Here is a 16,044-nt window from a genome sequence, read left to right on the forward strand (position 1 = left end):
GCCACCCGCCACCCGCCACCCGCATCTGCCCGCAGAGGTGGTCTGCGGTGGTCCGCGCGGCGGTGCCTGCCGAGTTCCGGTCCGAGAATTCGGCCATGTCGAGGGCGCCGACGCTCGGATCGTCCGGCAGGCCGGCGGTGCCGTGCTCACCGAGGCGCTCGTCGAGCACTCCCCGGACCGCGGCGGCCGGCTCACCGGTGGCGAAGGCCAGGCAGAGGCGTCGGCGAGGACGGCGAACCGGCCGAGTCGAACCGCACCCCCTGTCAGACGGGAGCCACTCATGTCCGCTGCGGACAACAAGAAGCTCGTGATCGCCTTCTACGAGCAGGCCTTCAACGACCACCAGCCCGAGGCGGCCGCCGCCGCCCACCTCGGTGAGAGCTACACCCAGCACAACCCCGAGGCACAGGACGGCCCGCAGGCGTTCGTCGGCTACGTGCACTGGCTGCGCGGGCAGTTCCCCGACCTGCGCCTGGACATCAAGCGCGCGGTCGCCGAAGACGACCTGGTCGTCACCCACAGCAATCTGCACCTCAAGCCCGGCGACCGCGGCATGGCCGTCGCCGACTTCTGGCGCGTCGCCGACGGCAAGATCGTCGAGCACTGGGACGTGATCCAGGAAGTGCCCGAGAAGAGCGCCAACGACAACACCATGTTCTGACCCCCACGGCAGCACCAGGTCACCGGAGCCGTGCTCGGTCGACGTGCCGTTCCGCTGCCCTGGTCCCGCTTCCCCCGATGCATGACTGATCCGGACAGAGAGGCACCCCCCCCACCATGACCAGCCTTCCCAGCCGACGCCGCCTGCTCGCCACCGGAGCGGGCGCCGCCCTCGGTCTCGGCTTCGCCACTGCTTCCGCCACTTCCGCCCAGGCATCCACCGGCCGCGGGGAATCGGGCGGCGCCGAGGAGACCCGGTCCCTCGACGAGCTCTACCAGGCCGCCCTCGCCGAGGGCGGCAAGCTCGTGATCTACGCCGGAGGCGATGTCTCCAGCCAGGCGGACGGGATCCGCAACGGCTTCAAGAACCGCTTCCCGGACATCGACCTGACCGTGGTCGTCGACTACAGCAAGTTCCATGACGTGCGCGTCGACAACCAGTTCGCCACCGACACCCTCGTACCCGACGTCGTACAGCTCCAGACCGTGCAGGACTTCGTGCGCTGGAAGCAGGAACGCCGACTGCTGGCCTACAAGCCGGCCGGCTTCTCCCGGCTCTACGCCCCCTTCAAGGACCCGCACGGCGCCTGGGTCGCCGTCCAGGTGAGCGCGTTCAGCTACATGTACGGTCCCGCCGCCGTCGGTTCGGACATCCCCAGCGGTCCGCTCGACCTCGTCGACGCCCGCTGGAAGGGGAAGATCGCCTCCTCCTACCCCCACGACGACGACGCTGTCCTCTACCTCTACACCCTCTACGTGGAGAAGTACGGCTGGGACTGGCTCGCTCGACTCGCGGCCCAGGACCTTCAGTTCGCCCGCGGCAGCTACACCCCGTCGGCGGCCGTCAGCAGCGGTCAGAAGGCCGTCGGCATCGGCGGCTCCGGTGCGCCCCTGTCCACGGGGCCGGTCAAGTGGGTGCTGCCCGAGACGGCGCCGTTCATGTCCTGGGGACAGCGGGCCGCGATCCTCAAGCAGGCCGAGAACCCCACTGCCGCCAAGCTGTACCTGAACTGGCGGCTCTCCGTCGAGCAGCAGAAGGCCGCCACCAACGGCTGGTCCGTCCGCACCGATGTCACGCCGCCGACGGGACTGAAGCCCGTCTGGGAGTACCCCAACGGCAACCTCGACGGCTTCCCGCGCTTCATGGCCGACCGCGCGGCGATCGAGCGCTGGAAGCAGACCTTCGCCCTGTACTTCGGTGAGGTGAAGGGAGACCCGTCGCCGGGCTGGCTCGGACTGCACCCGGGAGCCTGATCCCGGGTTCGGCGCCCGGCGCGTTGTCGCGCGCCGGGCGCCGGGGGCCTCTGGGCAGGGCGGCGACACGGCACACGCCATGCGCACCGCCCTCCCCCGGCGAGTTGCGCGCCTGAAGGACGACGCCGACGCCCGGCCGTTGCTGCTCGGTCTGCTGCCCCACAGCAGGCTCCGCGGCGGACTGCCCGGTGGCTTCCCGTGCCCGCCGCATGCCCGGGACCGCGACGGAGCGCGGGGCAGGCGGTCACGCGGCGGCGCGTCGTTGAGCGGCGAAACCGGGTCGACGCGGGTGAGCGCGATATCCGATCATGTGTTCATGCCCCTGAGTGAGACCCTTGCCCGAGTCGAGACAGACCTGGCCGCCGGCCGTGTACCCGTCGCGCGCCAGCGTCTGCGCGGTCTCATCTCGTCCTTCCCGTACGACCTGACACTCCGTCGGCGTCTGGCCGAGGTGTACCGGCTCTACGGCGATGCCGCGGAAGCCGGACGCTGGATGTTCCTCGAAGAGGACCGCGACGCCGAAGAGACCGCTGCCTTCGAGGCGCGCTATGGATCTCCCGGGTGGCGGATGAAGGCTCTCGCCTGGCGCGGACCCGAGGCGCTGGCCGCCACGCCCTTCGCGCAGGCGCAGTTGCTCGGATTGCGGACTGCGTGCGCCGAGGAACTGGGGCACCCCGTCGACTGGGACGCCCCCGCCTCCTACAGCGAGCCGGAAGAGCAGGGGAAGTCGCCCGCCGGGCACTCCACCGTCGGAGGCGTGCTGGTGGGCGTCGGCTGTCTGGTGGTCGTCCTCGCGTTCCTCGCGGTCTGGATCAGGGGAGTCGTCGCCCTCTTCGAGTGACTCCGAGCGCTGCGGACCGGGGACGGCCGACCTGGGCGGGATGACAGGGGAGGGCCGGGAACGGCAGCGTGACTGCTCTGGAACTGCCTCGACTCGCGGGTTCCGCCCAGGAATCCGGTGAGGAAACAAACAAGTGACGGGCAGTCACTTCTTTTCTCGCCTTCGGCTATGGTCCGAGAGGCTCCCCGGCCCGTGCTGGGCACGCCGGAGTCGGCTTCGTCCGGGACGACGCGACAACTCGCCGAGCGGGGAGCCGTGTTCGCCTCCCGGACCGCCGATCGTGCCCGACGACCATCCGGATCGTGAAGGAGTGCGCATTGCGCATGCATGTGGACGTTCGACGGCGCTTCCCCCCGACCGCGCTACGCGCGGCAGCGACGGTTGCGGTGTCCGCGGCCCTCCTCGTGCCCCTCGTCGCGACCCCGTCCAGTGCCGACGTCATCGGCGAGGGCGGCGCGGTCCGCGCCATCGCCGCCGCCCGTCCCGGGACGCTCCCGGCGGCCACGCAGGACCGCACTGCGACCACACGCGCTCATCTTCGGTCACTGGCAAGGATGTTGGTGGAAGAGGGAGTGCCCGGGGTGGTCGTGCGGGTGGACGACGGGCACGGCCGGCCCATCGAGATCTCAGAGCAGGCCGCCTGGACGGAGAAGGACCATCGCCTCAGGGCGGACGACGAGGTGCGAGAAGCGTCCAACACCAAGACGGTGATGGCCACCCTCGTCCTGCAACTGGTCGCCGAGCACACACTGGCCCTGACCGATCCGGTCGACAAGTGGCTGCCCGGCGAAGTGCCCAACGGCAAAGCGATCACCTTGCGCATGCTGCTCAACCACACCAGCGGGCTGTTCGACTACACCGAGGACCCCGCCCTCGCGCCGGCTCTCACCGGCCAGGACCCCCACGTGTGGACGTCGACGGACATACTGGACCTGGTGAGCGGACACCCGGCGCTGTTCGAGCCCGGCACCGCGTGGTCGTACAGCAACACCAACTACATCGCGATCGGCGCCGTCCTGGAGAAGGCCACCGGCAAGAAGCTTGCGGCGCTGGTCCGGGACCGAATCGCACGGCCCCTGGGGCTCCGCCACACCTTCTACGCCACCGGCTCCGCCTGGCGCAGCCGGCATGCGCACGGCTACGAGCCGGACGCCGCCCACATGCCCCCGGACGTCCCCGAAGAGTTCAGGCACTACGCCGGTCCCCGGCACGACGACCACGTGGACGTCACGGGCGACTACGTCACGGCCGCCGGAGCGGACGCCGCGATCGTGTCCACGGCCGGTGACTGGTCCCGGTTCTACCGTGCGCTGATGTCGGGCCGCCTGCTGCCCGCCGAACAGCTCGCCCAGATGCGCACCACCGTGCCGGAGGGCGGGCCGGAGGACCCCGACGAGCTCGGCTACGGGCTGGGAATCGAGACGGCGAAGACCTCCTGCGGCACGGTCTGGGACCATGTCGGCGTCGTCCCTGGCTACGCGACCTACAACGTCACCGACTCCACGGGCCGCCGCACGGCTTCCTTCTTCTTCGCCACGTCCACGCTCACCAGGCAGGCGCACCGGACCGGCGCGGCCCTGATGGATGCGGTCCATTGCGCCATGTTCGACTGACCGGCCCGCCTGATCGGTCCGCTTGACCGGCCCGCATTCGGTGCGGGCGTCGGCGACGGCGGACCGTGGGCTCCGGATCGGCGGATCGCCGGATCGCCGGATCGCCGAAGAGCTTGCCCACACCGGTCCCGGTGTCACTTCATCCGTCGGCGGGTCCGCTTCAGCTCGCCGTCGATGGCCCAGGCGTCGGCAACCGGTCCGAGGTGGCCGAGCTTGTCGGGGTTGATCACCGAGCGGATGGTCTGGATCTGCCCGTCGAGCACGTCGAGAGCCAGAGCATGGAGGACCTTGCCGTCCCGGTCGCGGAAGACGGCGCCGGGCTGGCCGTTGACCTCGTGCGGCTGGAACGTGACGTCGATCCGGGCCAGCAGCGGGAAGACGGAGGCCAGCAGTCGAGCCACGTTCTCGGCCCCGACGACGGCCCTGGCCAGCTGCGGGGCCTTGCCGCCGCCGTCCCCGACCATCTGCACGTCGGCGGCCAGCAGGTCCCGCAGGCCGGCGACGTCGCCTTCGCGGAGGGCGTCGAAGAACCGTGCCGCCAGCTCCTGCCGCTCCTGACGGTCCGCTTCGAACCGCGGCCGTCCGGCCTCCATGTGACGCCGTGCCCGTACCAGCAGCTGCCGGCACGCCGCCTCCGAACGCCCCACCGCCGAGGCGATGTCGTCGAACCCGAAGCCGAACACCTCCCGCAGCACGAACACCGACCGCTCCAGCGGGCTGAGCCGCTCAAGCAACAGCAATGCCGCCATCGACACGGAGTCGGCCAGCTCCGCCGAGCGCGCCGGATCCTGATACGGGTCGTTCAGCAGCGGTTCGGGGAACCACGGGCCCACGTACTTCTCCCGCCGCACCCGCGCGGAGCGCAGCACGTCGATCGCGATCCGCGTCACCGTGGCGGACAGGAACGCCTTGACCGACGCTGGACGGGTCGTCGAGCCGTCGAAGCGCAGCCAGGTCTCCTGCACCGCGTCCTCGGCCTCGCTCACGCTGCCCAGCATGCGGTAGGCGAGGGAGAACAGCAGAGGCCGCAACTCCTCGAACTCGTCGACCTTGCTCACGGCGTCCTCCTTGGGGTCGTCTCACGCGCCGTGCGTCCCGGCCCGGCACGTTCTGGTGATCCTGCGGCCCGTCGGCGCTGCCGTGCAACGCCACCGCCGGGGCGGGCGACGTGCCCCGGCGGGCCGGCAGCGGCGTGAGCAAGGTCGACGAGTGGGCCGTTCAGTGGAACTGTCCGACCTCGTAGTCGCCCGCCGGCTGCCGGGCGATGATGTTCAGCCGGTTCGCCGCGTTCGTGAACGCGACCAGGACCACCAGGGTGCTGAGCTGTTCCTCGTCGTAGTGCTTCGCGGCACGGTCCCACACGTCGTCGCTGACCCCGTGAGCCGCGTCCGCGACCCGGGTCCCCTGCTCGGCCAGTTCCAGCGCGGCGCGCTCGGCCTCCGTGAAGACGGTGGCCTCCCGCCACGCCGCCACCAGGTTCAGCCGCAGCGACGTCTCCCCGGCCGCGGCGGCCTCCTTGGTGTGCATGTCGATGCAGAGGGCGCAGCCGTTGATCTGGCTGACGCGCAGCGCCACGAGCTCCCGTGTCGGCGCCGGCAGCGGTGACTCCTTGAACGTCCTGCCCGCCGACATGAAGTGCTTGAGGATCTTGGCGGCGGTCGGGGTGGCGAAGTAGTTCAGTCGCGCGTCCATGGCGATCTCCTTCGTGCTCGTCGGTGCCTGCACACCCTGGGACGAGACGACCCCACGTCCTGTGACACGGCGGCGTGTGATCCACGTCTCCCCAGAGTCGGGCAGTCGGGCAGTCGGGCAGTCGGGCAGTCGGGCAGTCGGAGATTCGGAGATGCCGTGGGCGGGGGTGTTGTCGCATCCGGGAAAGCAGGCGATCGTCGAGCAAGGAGCGAAAAAGGAACCCGGCGCGAGGAACCTGGCACGAAGTCGGGGCACGCCCGGGAGTTCGTGCGATATCACCTGCGGCCCGGGGCGATCGAGTTCGGTGAGGGTGTCTCGTTCACCGGGAGGACCTCGGCGCGCGGCCGCGCGGTCCCTAATGCTGCGTCTGCGCCTCGCCCACCGGACAGCGTCCTTCCGTGTCTGCTCTACGTCGCCGACGAGCCGGAAAGCGCCGTGTGTGCGGGAATGGATGTGGCCCTTCCCGGCCGCCGCCACATGATCGTCGCAAGGGCACCCTGTTCCGATAGGGGCGAACGGCCCATGCTTCAGCCGTGAGTCGGGGCCGAACGGCCCCTCTTCGCGCCGCCGGACAGTCAGGCGTCGACGAGCGGCGACGCCCGGGCGCTCGCCGAGGCCGCCACGCGCCTTGCGTGCTCCGGCGTATCAACCGCTCCGGCCGGCCTGAAAAGCAGGACGATCGATTTTGCGAACCCATTGCGATTTCCGGAGAGTTTTCCGGGGCTCGTGTCCGTACTCCTCCGTGTGCGGGATCCGATTCGGATCAGGAGACACGGTGCTCGTTTCACGGAAGATCGCGGGAACTTTCTTCCTTGGCGGTGGGATCGCCTTCACTCTCGGCTCGCTCGTCTACCCGTCCATGCTCGGAGTCCAGAAGGTCAGCAGCGCACCCGACCGGATCATCGCCCGCCCGGCGACCGGGCCGCTGACGGAAGCCGACCGGGACTTCGTGGTCGAGATGCGGGCGGCCGGGCTGTGGGAGTACCCCGTCGGTCAGATGGCGGTGCAGAAGGGCACGACCAAGGCGGTCAGGGTCGCCGGGGAGCACCTGATCGCCGGGCACGGTGCGCTGGACGCCGTCTGCCGCGGCGTGGCAGGCGAGTTGGGCATCACGCTGCCCAACCAGCCCTCGCCGCAACAGCAGGGCTTCGTGGCCCAACTGGGCGCCGCCACGGGCAAGCAGTTCGACACGGACATGGCCACCCTCGTGCGTGCGACACAAGGCCAGATCCTCTCCACGATCGCGAGCGTGCGCACCACCACGAAGAACTCGTTGATCCGTGCCCTGGCCGACAGGACCAACGACACCGTGATGGACCACATCGCCATCGTGGAGAAGACGGGCCTGGTCGACTTCGACAAGGCACTCTCCCGGTCGGCCGACCCGTCCGGACTCCCGGCCCAGGACACCACCCCACCGCCCCCGGTGGCGGGCCAGACACAGGTCGTCCTCCCTCCACCGGCGAAATCCACGGTTCCGTCCGGTGCCGTCGGCGGGAAGTGAGGACGCCGACCGAACGGCCAGGGGGAGGGGGATCGAGTGGGCGGCCGGGCGCCTGGGCGGGTCGTAAACCCGTTGACGTATGCGTGGCCCCGTCCGGACGATCGGGCGCATGTCTGCGGCCCTGGCCCCTCTGCGCCACCGTCCTTTTCGGCACCTCTTCATGGGGACGTCGGCGAACCTGATCGGCAACGGCGTGGCGCCGATCGCCCTGGCGTTCGCCGTGCTCGACGCCACGGGCTCGGTCGGCTCGCTCGGACTGGTGGTCGGCGCCCGCTCCCTCACCGGCGTGGTCTTCCTGCTGTACGGCGGGGTGTTGGCGGACCGGCTGCCGCGCGGCCCGCTGCTGGTGGGCAGCAGCGTGGTCTGCGCGGCGAGTCAGGCGGTGGTCGCCGTGCTGGTCCTCACCCACCACGCGGCCATCCCCCTGCTCATGGCGCTCGCCGCGGTCAACGGCGCTTCCGGTTCCTGCTACCAGCCCGCCGTGCAGGCCCTGTTGCCCCAGACCGTGCCGGCCGAGTCCCGCCGCGCCGCCCTCGCGCTCTCCCGGTTGGCGGGCAGCAGCGCGACGATCGTGGGCGCCTCGCTGGGCGGTGTTCTGGTCGCCGCGGTCGGCCCCGGCTGGGGCCTGGCCGTCGACGCGCTCAGCTTCGCGCTCGCCGCCGCGTCCTTCGCGCTCGTCCGCGTCCAGGTCGCCCGGCCCGCGCCCAGCCCCGGCGTGCTGCATGATCTGCGCGTCGGCTGGCGGGAGTTCACCTCCCGCACCTGGGTGTGGGTGATCGTGGTCGCCTTCTGCTTCCTCAACGCCGGCATCACCGCCTCGCTCACCGTCCTCGGCCCGGCCGTCGCCGACACCACCGGCATCGGCCGCGGCGGCTGGGGTCTCGCCGTCGCCGCGTCCTCGCTGGGCGCGGTCGTCGGCGGCGTGCTGTCGCTGAGCTGGCGGCCCCGGCGGGCGATCCTGGCCGGCTGCGCGCTGATGGGGTTGATGGCGGTGCCTCCGTTGCTGCTCGTGCTCGCCCCGTACACCTGGGTGCTGGTGCTCGCCGACTTCGTGGCGGGCGTGGGGGTCGAGCAGGCCGGTGTCGCCTGGTACTCGACCCTCAACGAGCAGATTCCCGAGGACCGCCTTGCCCGTGTCTACGCCTACGACGATCTCGGCTCCTTCCTCGCGCTCCCGCTCGCCCAGTTCGCCGCCGGACCCGCCGTGCTCCTCGTCGGCCTCCACGCCACCCTCTACGGGGCCGCCGGGCTCATCCTCCTCGCCACCCTCGCCATGGTCGCCACCCCCTCCGTCCGAGCGTTGTCCCCGGGGACCGCACCACCGCTTCCGGTCTCCGGAGAACGGGTGCCCGGCTGAGCCCGGTCATGACGGTTCGGGTGGACGGCCGCTGTGAGGTGCGGGCGTCGATGTGCGGGCGATGGGGGCGTGTCGCCGTCGACCGGCTCAGTGGCGAGGACATGAGTGCGCATCGCACGCGGTGTCCCGCGCCCTCGCGCGGCAAACGCCCAGGCCGTGCTTGGCGTATCGCGGCGGTCGGCGGCCCTCCACCGTTCTTTCAGGGGGCGAGGCCGAGGGCTGCGCCGAGGCGGCGGGCTTCGTGGTCGAAGAAGGCGCGGGGGTCGGTGACGATCTCGCGGCGGTGGCCGAAGACCTCGAAGGAGACGGCGCCCAGGAGGTAGGTCCAGGCCATCAGGCTGCTCATGACCATGTCGGCCGGGGTGTGCGGGGGGAGCGCGGTGAGCAGGGGCGCAAGTGACTGCCGGGCGTCGTCGGGCATCGCGGGCCGGGAGTCGGCGGGGGAGTCGCCGTCCTCGGCGAGACGCTCGGTGAAGAGCGCGCCGATCAGATAGGGGAGCCGGGTCGCCTGCGCCACGGTGTCCTGGGGAGCGGAGTAGCCGGGCACCGGCGAGCCGTAGATCAGCGCGTACTCGTGCGGATGCGTCAACGCCCAGTCCCGTACCGCGTGGCAGACGCCGACCCAGCGCTCCAGCGCATCCGCCGGCCCCGAGTCCGGCGCGGAGCAGGCGGCCTCGGCGGCGTCGCTGAGGGAGGTGTAGCCGTCCAGGATGAGCGCGGTGAGCAGAGCGTCGCGGCTCGGGAAGTAGCGGTAGAGCGCGGAAGCGGAGGCCAGGCCGAGCTCTCTGGCGACGGCGCGCAGCGAGAGCGCCGCGGCGCCGCTCTCGGCCAGCTGTCGGCGGGCCACCGCCTTGATCTCCGCGGTGAACTCGATCCGGGCCCGTTCCCGTGCGGTGCGGGGCTTGTGAGGGGTGGACATGCGTCCATCCTGACACGGAACCGACGGAACGAGAACACCGGACGCAAACGAGAACACTGTTCTTGACAAGGACGTCGGCACTGCGCCACTCTCTCGGCATCGACCTGACGAGAACACTGTTCTCTGGCGCATCGGAGGAAGTCGTGAGCAAGCACCTGATCGTCGGCGCGGGTCCCATCGGCTCGGCCGCGGCCCGGCTCCTCGCCGCACGCGGCGAGGAGGTCGTCGTGGTCAGCCGCTCGGGAGCCGCACGCGCCGCGGCCGGGCCGGCCGACGGGCTGCCGGGCATACGGCACCTGCGGCTGGACGCGACCGACGCCGCAGCTCTCGGCGAGCTGGCCACGGGGGCGGCTGTGCTCTACAACTGCGCCAATCCGGCCTACCACCGATGGGCCACGGCCTGGCCTCCGCTCGCAGCGGCTCTCCTGGCCGCCGCCGAGCGCTCCGGGGCCGTCCTGGCCACGGTCGGCAACCTCTACGGCTACGGCGCGGTCACCGCCCCGATGACCGAGGACACCCCGCTCGCCCCCAACTCGGTGAAGGGCCGGGTACGCGCCCGGATGTGGGAGGACGCGCTCGCCCTGCACCGGGCCGGACGGATCCGCACCACCGAGATCCGCAGCTCCGACTACATCGGGCCGCACGCCGAGAGCCCGCTCGGGGCCCGGGTCGTGCCACGCCTGCTGGCCGGGCGCGGCGTCCAGGTGCTGCGCAGCGCCGACACCGCCCACAGTTGGACGTACACCGAGGACGCCGCCCGGCTGCTGGTCGCCGTCGGCAGTGAGGAACGGGCCTGGGGCCGCCCCTGGCACGTCCCCACCAACCCGCCCCGCACCCAGCGCGAGGCCGTCGCCGACCTCGCCGAGGCCGCGGGGGTCGCGCCGGTCCGGGTCGGCGAGGTTCCGGGCCTCATGCTGACGGCGCTCGGTGTGCTCAACCCGACCGTTCGGGCCCTGCGCGAGGTTGCCTACCAGTTCGAACGCCCCTTCGTGATGGACTCGGAGGCGGCCGTCGCCGCATTCGGCATCGAACCCACCCCCTGGACCGAGGTGCTGAACGCCACCGTGGACTCCTACCGGACCCCGGCCGCTCATCGCTGAGCCCGGGGGAGAAGAGACGTCGGGTGCGATCGCTCCTCCCTCGGCAGGGTGCCGCTGACGACGGCCCCGGTTGGCCGGATCGGGTCGGTGACCGCGGCCGGGGAGCCCCCTGGGGAAGGGTGCCTTCACCGCCTCAGTGGCTCTCGCAGCAGGCGTCGAGAGCGCGCCTTGGACGGGTGCACTGCCGGCACGGCACTCCGTGCCGACCGTGTCCAACGCCCTGGAGATCACTTTGCGGCGAGTGCCTCACCGGCATCCGCACGCACCGGGGTGCAGCAGGAAATGACTAGGTGAGACGGATGTCGTCGCCGTGGGCGTGCAGCACCACGCCCGAGGCGGTCACCGAGACGTCCCTTGGATCGAGGCCCGCGGGCAGCTTCGGGAGGGTTCGGTCCTGCCCGGCGAACGCCTCTTGGATACGCGGGCCGGCCGGGTCCACGGCGCGCCCCGCCAGCGACGCGGCGACCGGCACGACTTTCACCGTGCGGCCGGACAGCCGTACTTCCGCGGTGATGGTCAGCGGCAGACCGAACACCTGCCGTTCGACGCGGAGCCTGCCGTGGCCGTCGTCGGACAGGGACAGGTCCGGGCCAGAGTCGGCGCCGAAGGAGCTGAACGGCGCGGTGAACCGGGCGTCCGCCGACGCGGCGCGGTAGGAACCGGCGTGCTCCGACACATCTTTCAGGTCCACCGCGGCCTGCACGGGTCGGCCCCGCCCGGTGACGGCGTCCGCCCGCACGGCCACCCGGGAGAAGCTTCCCTCGGCCGCGCTCAGCAGGAACGGGAAGGCGTCGATGCTCACCTGGGGAGTGCCGACCACCGCGGTCTGCCGTCCGGCGATGAGGTCGGCCAGCCGGTGCTCGGCGGACACGGCGGCGAACCGGTCGGCGGCGGGCAGGAGGGCGATCAGGGCCCCCGTCGTCACGGTGATCCAGAGCAGCCGTTTGCGGGCGGGGGCCGGGGCGGGTGCCGGGTGGCGGCTCACGAAGACCTCCGGGTTGCGGTGACGGGTGCGCTGCCCGGCACGTGGGGCCCGTGTGCATCGTCCGCCTCGTCGGTGCGGTCGGTGTCGGCGCGGGGCTGCACCTGGTCCTGCCCGTCGTCCTCGACGTCCAGGTGCGGCAGCAACCGGTCCAGCCACACGGGCAGCCACCAGTTCGCCCGGCCGAGCAGGACCATCGTGGACGGCACGAGGATGCCGCGGACGACGGTGGCGTCCAGCGCGACGGCCGTGGCCAGACCCAGCCCGAACATCTTCACCACCGGGTCGTCGGACAGCAGGTAGCTGAGGAAGACGCTGACCATGATCAGTGCCGCGGAGGTGATGATCCGCCCCGTGGCGGTGAGTCCGCCGATCACGGCCTGCCGGTTGTCGCCGCCGCGCAGGTACGCGGCCCGGACGGCGCTGAGCAGGAACACCTCGTAGTCCATCGACAGGCCGAACAGCACGGCGAACATCAGCAGCGGTACGTAGCCGGGGACCGGCACCGGACCCCCGAGCCCGATCAGGTCCGCGCCCCAGCCCCACGGGAAGACCGCGGTCAGCACGCCGTACGCCGCGGCGACCGAGACGAGGTTCATCAGCGCGGCCTTCACCGCGATGACCGGCGAGCGGAAGGCGACCAGCAACAGCAGCGCCGCGACGGCGAGCACGAAGCCGACGATCACCGGCATCCGGCGGGCGAGGCGCTCGTTGAGGTCGTCCTGGGCCGCTGTCGCACCGCCCACGTGCGTCACCTGGTCGGCGCCGGACGTGGCGCGGGGCAGCACGTCTTCCCGGAGATCGCGTACGAGGGCGGCGGTCTTCGGATCCCCGGGGGCCGTGGTGGGGGTGACCTGCCACCGCACCTGCCGGCCGTCGCCGCTGAGTTGTGCCGGGGCCACGGAGGCCACGCCGTGCGTCGCGAGGAGCGCGTCGGAGACCGCCGTGATGCGGCCGTCGCCGGGGCCGGCGGCCGGACGGGACAGCTCGCCGGTGACCTGGAGCGGGCCGTTGACGCCCGGCCCGAAGGCGTCCGCGAGCCGGTCGTAGGCGATGCGGCTCGACGTTCCGGCGGCCTTGTCGCCGGCGTCCAGCTGGCCGAACGTCAATCGGGAGGCGGGCACGGCCAGTACGCCGGTGAGGAGCAGGCCGGCCAGCAGACACCGCCACGGTCGAGCGGCCACGTACTGCGCCGCTCGACCCCAGCCTCGCGGTCCTTGCGGTGCGATCTCCGCCTGCGCCGGCGACGACTCCCGCGGACCGGCCTTCGGGGTGAGCCACCTTCCCAGCAGGGAGAGCAGGGCCGGCAGCAGTGTGAGCGTGAGCGCCATGGCGACCAGGACGGCGATGGCCGGTGCGAGGGCCAGGGCGTGCAGCAGGGGCAGTCCGCCCAGCGCCAGACCCGCCAGCGCGGTGATCACGGCGCACCCCGCGAAGGCCACGGCCTTGCCCGACCCGGCCATGGTGCGCGCCGCCGCCTCCTCGACGCCCACGCCGGACGCCCGGAGCTCCCGGAAGCGGGTCAGGCAGAACAAGGTGTAGTCGATGCCCACTCCGAGACCGATCATGGCGGCGATGGTGGTGCCCGAGGACGGCATGTCCATCAGGTGGCCGACGAGGCCGATCGCGGACAGCGAGACGGCGAGGCCGAGAGCCCCGTTGAGCAGCGGGACGCCGGCCGCGACCAGGCTGCCGAATCCCACGGCGAGGACGACGAACGCGGCTGTGAGGCCGATGATCTCGCTGTGGCCGGTCGAGCCCTTGTCCGCGGCTGCGGCCAGGTCGCCGCCTGCCGTGACCTCGAGTCCGGCCCCGGTGGCGGGCGCGGCCGCCTCCACGATGCTCCGGGTGGTGTCGGCGGCGATGTCCCGTCCGCCGAGGTCGAGTTCGACCGTCAGATAGCCGGTGCGACCGTCGGCGCTCAGTGCGTTCTTGCCGGCCGGGGCGTAGGGGGTGGTGACGGCCACGACGTGGGGCACCTTCCCGATGGCCCGCGCCGCCGCCTCGACCGCCCGCCTCGTCCCGGGGTCGGTCAGGCCCGCGGCGCCCGGCGGCGCGTACAGGACGACGGGCTGCCGCCCCGACGCCGAGTCGTGGAACGCCGCCCCGGCGTCGCGGGCGGCCTGGCTGTCGCTGCCGGGGATGGTGACGGCTTCGGTGGTGACCTTGCCGAAGACCGCCACGGCGGCGGCGGACACGGTGAGCAACAGCAGCCAGGCTGCCAGGGTCCTCTTGGGTCTGCGGGCGCACCAGCGCCCGACGGACAGGAACATCAGGAAGTCGTCCTCCCGTACGGCGGGGGCAACCCGACGGCGGGATGTCGACCGGCCGCCCCCCTCGAAACTTATTGCACTGGGCGTGCAATGGAACAGTTGCATCGGGAGTGCAAGAATGTCAACGAGACCCTGGGAGGACCGAGGTGGAGCAGCCGACCCGACGCGCGCCCGACCGCGTCCCCGACGGCCGTACGGAGCGTGGACGGCAGACCCGCGAGAAGATCGCCGACGCGATGCTGTCCCTGCTCGACGAAGGGGAATCGCACTTTCCCGCGGACCGGGTCGCCGAGCGCGCGGGAGTGTCCCGACGCCTGGTCTTCCACCACTTCGCCGACATGTCCCAGCTCGCGGACACGGCCATCGCCCGGCGGCTGGACCAGCTGGCCGCACAGATCCGGCCCCTCCCCGTGGACGGCCCGCGGGCGGGGCGCGTGACGGCGCTCGTCGAACAGCGCGCGCGGATCCTGGAGTGGATCACCCCCGCCCGGCTCGCCATGTTGCGCCTGGAACACCCGTCGGAGCGCGTCGACGAAGCCACCCGGCACGTGCTCGACTTCGCGCGCAGACGCCTGGAGGAGGTCTTCGCCCAGGAACTCGCGCGGCTCCCGGAGGGACGCGGTGCCGACCTGCTCAACGGACTGGACGCCGTCACCACTTGGGGTGCCTGGTACCACTGGCGCAGCAGCGGACTCGACGTCGAGTCGGCAGCTCGCGCCATGGAGACCAGCGTCCACGCCCTGCTCGCCGTCACGGACCGGCCGGAGGCCTTGCCGGGCGCCTAGGTGCCGTCTCCTCGGTCGGCGTCGTGTCCGGAGGAGGACGGCGGCGACGTGGAGCGCGGCCCGGTAGGCGCGGGCACGCGGCCCGTTGCCCCCGAGTGGTCAGGGATCTCAGGCGTCACCGGGAGTGCTCGTTTTCTGGCGTGAGAGTGGGGTCGCGGCCGACGGGCGCCGTGGTCGTCGGGCGAGTGGAGATCGGAGCCGAACCGCGTGCGTACGGCAAACGTCATGATCTCCAGCTCTTTGCGGGCGTGCCGCACGGTCGACTGATCGGTTGCGACGTCACGTGGCTTTCCGGTTACTCCACGGCGTGGCCGATGATTTTGCGGCTACCGGCCGGTCCAAGCTCATGACAGCCCAGGAAAGGATGCTGCCATGTCGGATCTTCTCGTCGATTTCATCACCTCCCTCGACGGTTATGCGTCGGGAGAGGGATGGCCCGGGTTCTGGGGTCTGGAGGGCCCGGAGTATCTCGCGTGGCTCGGTGAGCAGCCCGAAGCCACCTACCTGATGGGAGCGAACACCTACCGCCTGATGTCGGGCTTCGCCGCGGGTGAGGTCCCGCAGGGCCAGGACGAGTTCAGGCCCGAGGAAGAGGCGTCCGTCGACGCGCTCACACAAGCGTCCAAGGTGGTGTTCTCCTCCTCTCTCGAGGAGCCGCTGACATGGGCGAACTCCACGCTCGTGCGTGACGACGCCGTCGGGGCCGTCCGCGCCATGAAGTCGACGGGCTCAGGGCTCCTCAGCACGATCGGCAGCCTCGGCCTGTGCCGCTCCCTGCTCCGTGCCGGACTCGTCGACCGCTTCCGGGTCGTCATGTTCCCCGTGATCACCGGGGCCACGGGCGAAGAACGCATCTACGACGGCTATCCGGACGTCGCCCTCGACATGCTCGAGCACCGAACCTTCGACGGCCGCATCCAACTGGTCGAGTACAAACCCCGCGTGCTCGAGCACCCGCCGCTCGGAGCCCCTGCGTAAGAGCGGGTTCCCGCAAGGCACGCCTGGTCGGGCGGGTGGGGAGTCGGCGGATCCCCCATGGTTCCAGCGGGTCCGGCCACGGACCC

At 71.6% G+C, this 16,044-nt stretch carries 14 protein-coding genes; 9 read left to right on the forward strand and 5 right to left on the reverse strand.

Features of this window, described 5'->3' with window-relative positions:
* The first annotated feature begins 280 nt into the window (after positions 1 to 280).
* The 4 genes from KMS84_RS33650 (at position 281) to KMS84_RS33665 (ending at position 4,368) form a co-directional block, all read left to right on the forward strand.
* The gene (locus KMS84_RS33650; RefSeq protein ID WP_256920315.1) at positions 281 to 661 is read left to right on the forward strand and encodes a nuclear transport factor 2 family protein; all 381 of its coding nucleotides are present in this window, start codon (positions 281 to 283) and stop codon (positions 659 to 661) included.
* 116 nt (positions 662 to 777) lie between these two features.
* Entirely contained in the window at positions 778 to 1,914 is a 1,137-nt protein-coding gene (locus tag KMS84_RS33655; RefSeq protein ID WP_256920316.1) for an ABC transporter substrate-binding protein, read from the forward strand.
* A 316-nt stretch (positions 1,915 to 2,230) separates the two neighbouring features.
* On the forward strand, positions 2,231 to 2,755 hold the full coding sequence (locus KMS84_RS33660) for a DUF6584 family protein (RefSeq protein WP_256920317.1): 525 nt from the start codon (positions 2,231 to 2,233) through the stop codon (positions 2,753 to 2,755).
* A gap of 560 nt (positions 2,756 to 3,315) precedes the next feature.
* Entirely contained in the window at positions 3,316 to 4,368 is a 1,053-nt protein-coding gene (locus KMS84_RS33665) for a serine hydrolase domain-containing protein (protein WP_256920318.1), read from the forward strand.
* Positions 4,369 to 4,502: 134 nt separating this feature from the next.
* Here the strand turns inward: KMS84_RS33665 and KMS84_RS33670 are convergent, their stop codons facing one another.
* A complete protein-coding gene (locus KMS84_RS33670) occupies positions 4,503 to 5,426 on the reverse strand; it encodes an RNA polymerase sigma-70 factor (protein ID WP_256920319.1) in 924 nt (307 codons plus the stop codon).
* Between the two features lie 160 nt (positions 5,427 to 5,586).
* On the reverse strand, positions 5,587 to 6,060 hold the full coding sequence (locus KMS84_RS33675) for a carboxymuconolactone decarboxylase family protein (RefSeq protein WP_256920320.1): 474 nt from the start codon (positions 6,058 to 6,060) through the stop codon (positions 5,587 to 5,589).
* 775 nt (positions 6,061 to 6,835) lie between these two features.
* Between KMS84_RS33675 and KMS84_RS33680 the strand changes: the two genes are divergently transcribed.
* Together KMS84_RS33680 and KMS84_RS33685 are read left to right on the forward strand one after the other, a co-directional pair.
* Positions 6,836 to 7,564, forward strand: coding sequence for a DUF4142 domain-containing protein (locus tag KMS84_RS33680; RefSeq protein WP_256920321.1), 729 nt, complete (start codon positions 6,836 to 6,838; stop codon positions 7,562 to 7,564).
* Positions 7,565 to 7,673: 109 nt separating this feature from the next.
* Positions 7,674 to 8,921, forward strand: coding sequence for an MFS transporter (locus KMS84_RS33685; RefSeq protein WP_256920322.1), 1,248 nt, complete (start codon positions 7,674 to 7,676; stop codon positions 8,919 to 8,921).
* Between the two features lie 199 nt (positions 8,922 to 9,120).
* Here the strand turns inward: KMS84_RS33685 and KMS84_RS33690 are convergent, their stop codons facing one another.
* On the reverse strand, positions 9,121 to 9,840 hold the full coding sequence (locus KMS84_RS33690; RefSeq protein ID WP_256920323.1) for a TetR/AcrR family transcriptional regulator: 720 nt from the start codon (positions 9,838 to 9,840) through the stop codon (positions 9,121 to 9,123).
* Between the two features lie 143 nt (positions 9,841 to 9,983).
* Between KMS84_RS33690 and KMS84_RS33695 the strand changes: the two genes are divergently transcribed.
* Positions 9,984 to 10,940 (forward strand): NAD-dependent epimerase/dehydratase family protein, encoded by a 957-nt coding sequence (locus tag KMS84_RS33695; RefSeq protein ID WP_256920324.1) that lies wholly within the window; start codon positions 9,984 to 9,986, stop codon positions 10,938 to 10,940.
* Between the two features lie 286 nt (positions 10,941 to 11,226).
* Here the strand turns inward: KMS84_RS33695 and KMS84_RS33700 are convergent, their stop codons facing one another.
* Both KMS84_RS33700 and KMS84_RS33705 read right to left on the reverse strand, forming a co-directional pair.
* Positions 11,227 to 11,925, reverse strand: a complete 699-nt coding sequence (locus tag KMS84_RS33700; RefSeq protein ID WP_256920325.1) for an LmeA family phospholipid-binding protein — start codon at positions 11,923 to 11,925, stop codon at positions 11,227 to 11,229.
* Positions 11,922 to 14,195, reverse strand: coding sequence for an MMPL family transporter (locus KMS84_RS33705; protein WP_256920326.1), 2,274 nt, complete (start codon positions 14,193 to 14,195; stop codon positions 11,922 to 11,924). Before KMS84_RS33705 ends, KMS84_RS33700 begins: the two co-directional genes overlap by 4 nt.
* A 146-nt stretch (positions 14,196 to 14,341) precedes the next feature.
* Here KMS84_RS33705 and KMS84_RS33710 point away from each other — a divergent pair, with 146 nt between their 5' ends.
* Together KMS84_RS33710 and KMS84_RS33715 are read left to right on the forward strand one after the other, a co-directional pair.
* Complete coding sequence (locus KMS84_RS33710; RefSeq protein ID WP_256920327.1) at positions 14,342 to 14,980, forward strand: TetR/AcrR family transcriptional regulator; 639 nt, start codon at positions 14,342 to 14,344, stop codon at positions 14,978 to 14,980.
* A 372-nt stretch (positions 14,981 to 15,352) separates the two neighbouring features.
* The gene (locus tag KMS84_RS33715; RefSeq protein ID WP_256920328.1) at positions 15,353 to 15,958 is read left to right on the forward strand and encodes a dihydrofolate reductase family protein; all 606 of its coding nucleotides are present in this window, start codon (positions 15,353 to 15,355) and stop codon (positions 15,956 to 15,958) included.
* The last annotated feature ends 86 nt before the right edge of the window (positions 15,959 to 16,044 follow it).

It is taken from the genome of Streptomyces hilarionis, assembly GCF_024539675.1.
Taxonomy (GTDB): Bacteria; Actinomycetota; Actinomycetes; order Streptomycetales; family Streptomycetaceae; genus Streptomyces; species Streptomyces hilarionis.

Coding starts and splice junctions, on each gene's coding strand:
- KMS84_RS33655 (WP_256920316.1), top strand. CDS start 778: ATGACCAGCCTTCCCAGCCGACGCCGCCTGCTCGCCACCGGAGCGGGC.
- KMS84_RS33705 (WP_256920326.1), bottom strand. CDS start 14,195: ATGTTCCTGTCCGTCGGGCGCTGGTGCGCCCGCAGACCCAAGAGGACC.
- KMS84_RS33685 (WP_256920322.1), top strand. CDS start 7,674: ATGTCTGCGGCCCTGGCCCCTCTGCGCCACCGTCCTTTTCGGCACCTC.
- KMS84_RS33660 (WP_256920317.1), top strand. CDS start 2,231: ATGCCCCTGAGTGAGACCCTTGCCCGAGTCGAGACAGACCTGGCCGCC.
- KMS84_RS33715 (WP_256920328.1), top strand. CDS start 15,353: ATGTCGGATCTTCTCGTCGATTTCATCACCTCCCTCGACGGTTATGCG.
- KMS84_RS33675 (WP_256920320.1), bottom strand. CDS start 6,060: ATGGACGCGCGACTGAACTACTTCGCCACCCCGACCGCCGCCAAGATC.
- KMS84_RS33690 (WP_256920323.1), bottom strand. CDS start 9,840: ATGTCCACCCCTCACAAGCCCCGCACCGCACGGGAACGGGCCCGGATC.
- KMS84_RS33650 (WP_256920315.1), top strand. CDS start 281: ATGTCCGCTGCGGACAACAAGAAGCTCGTGATCGCCTTCTACGAGCAG.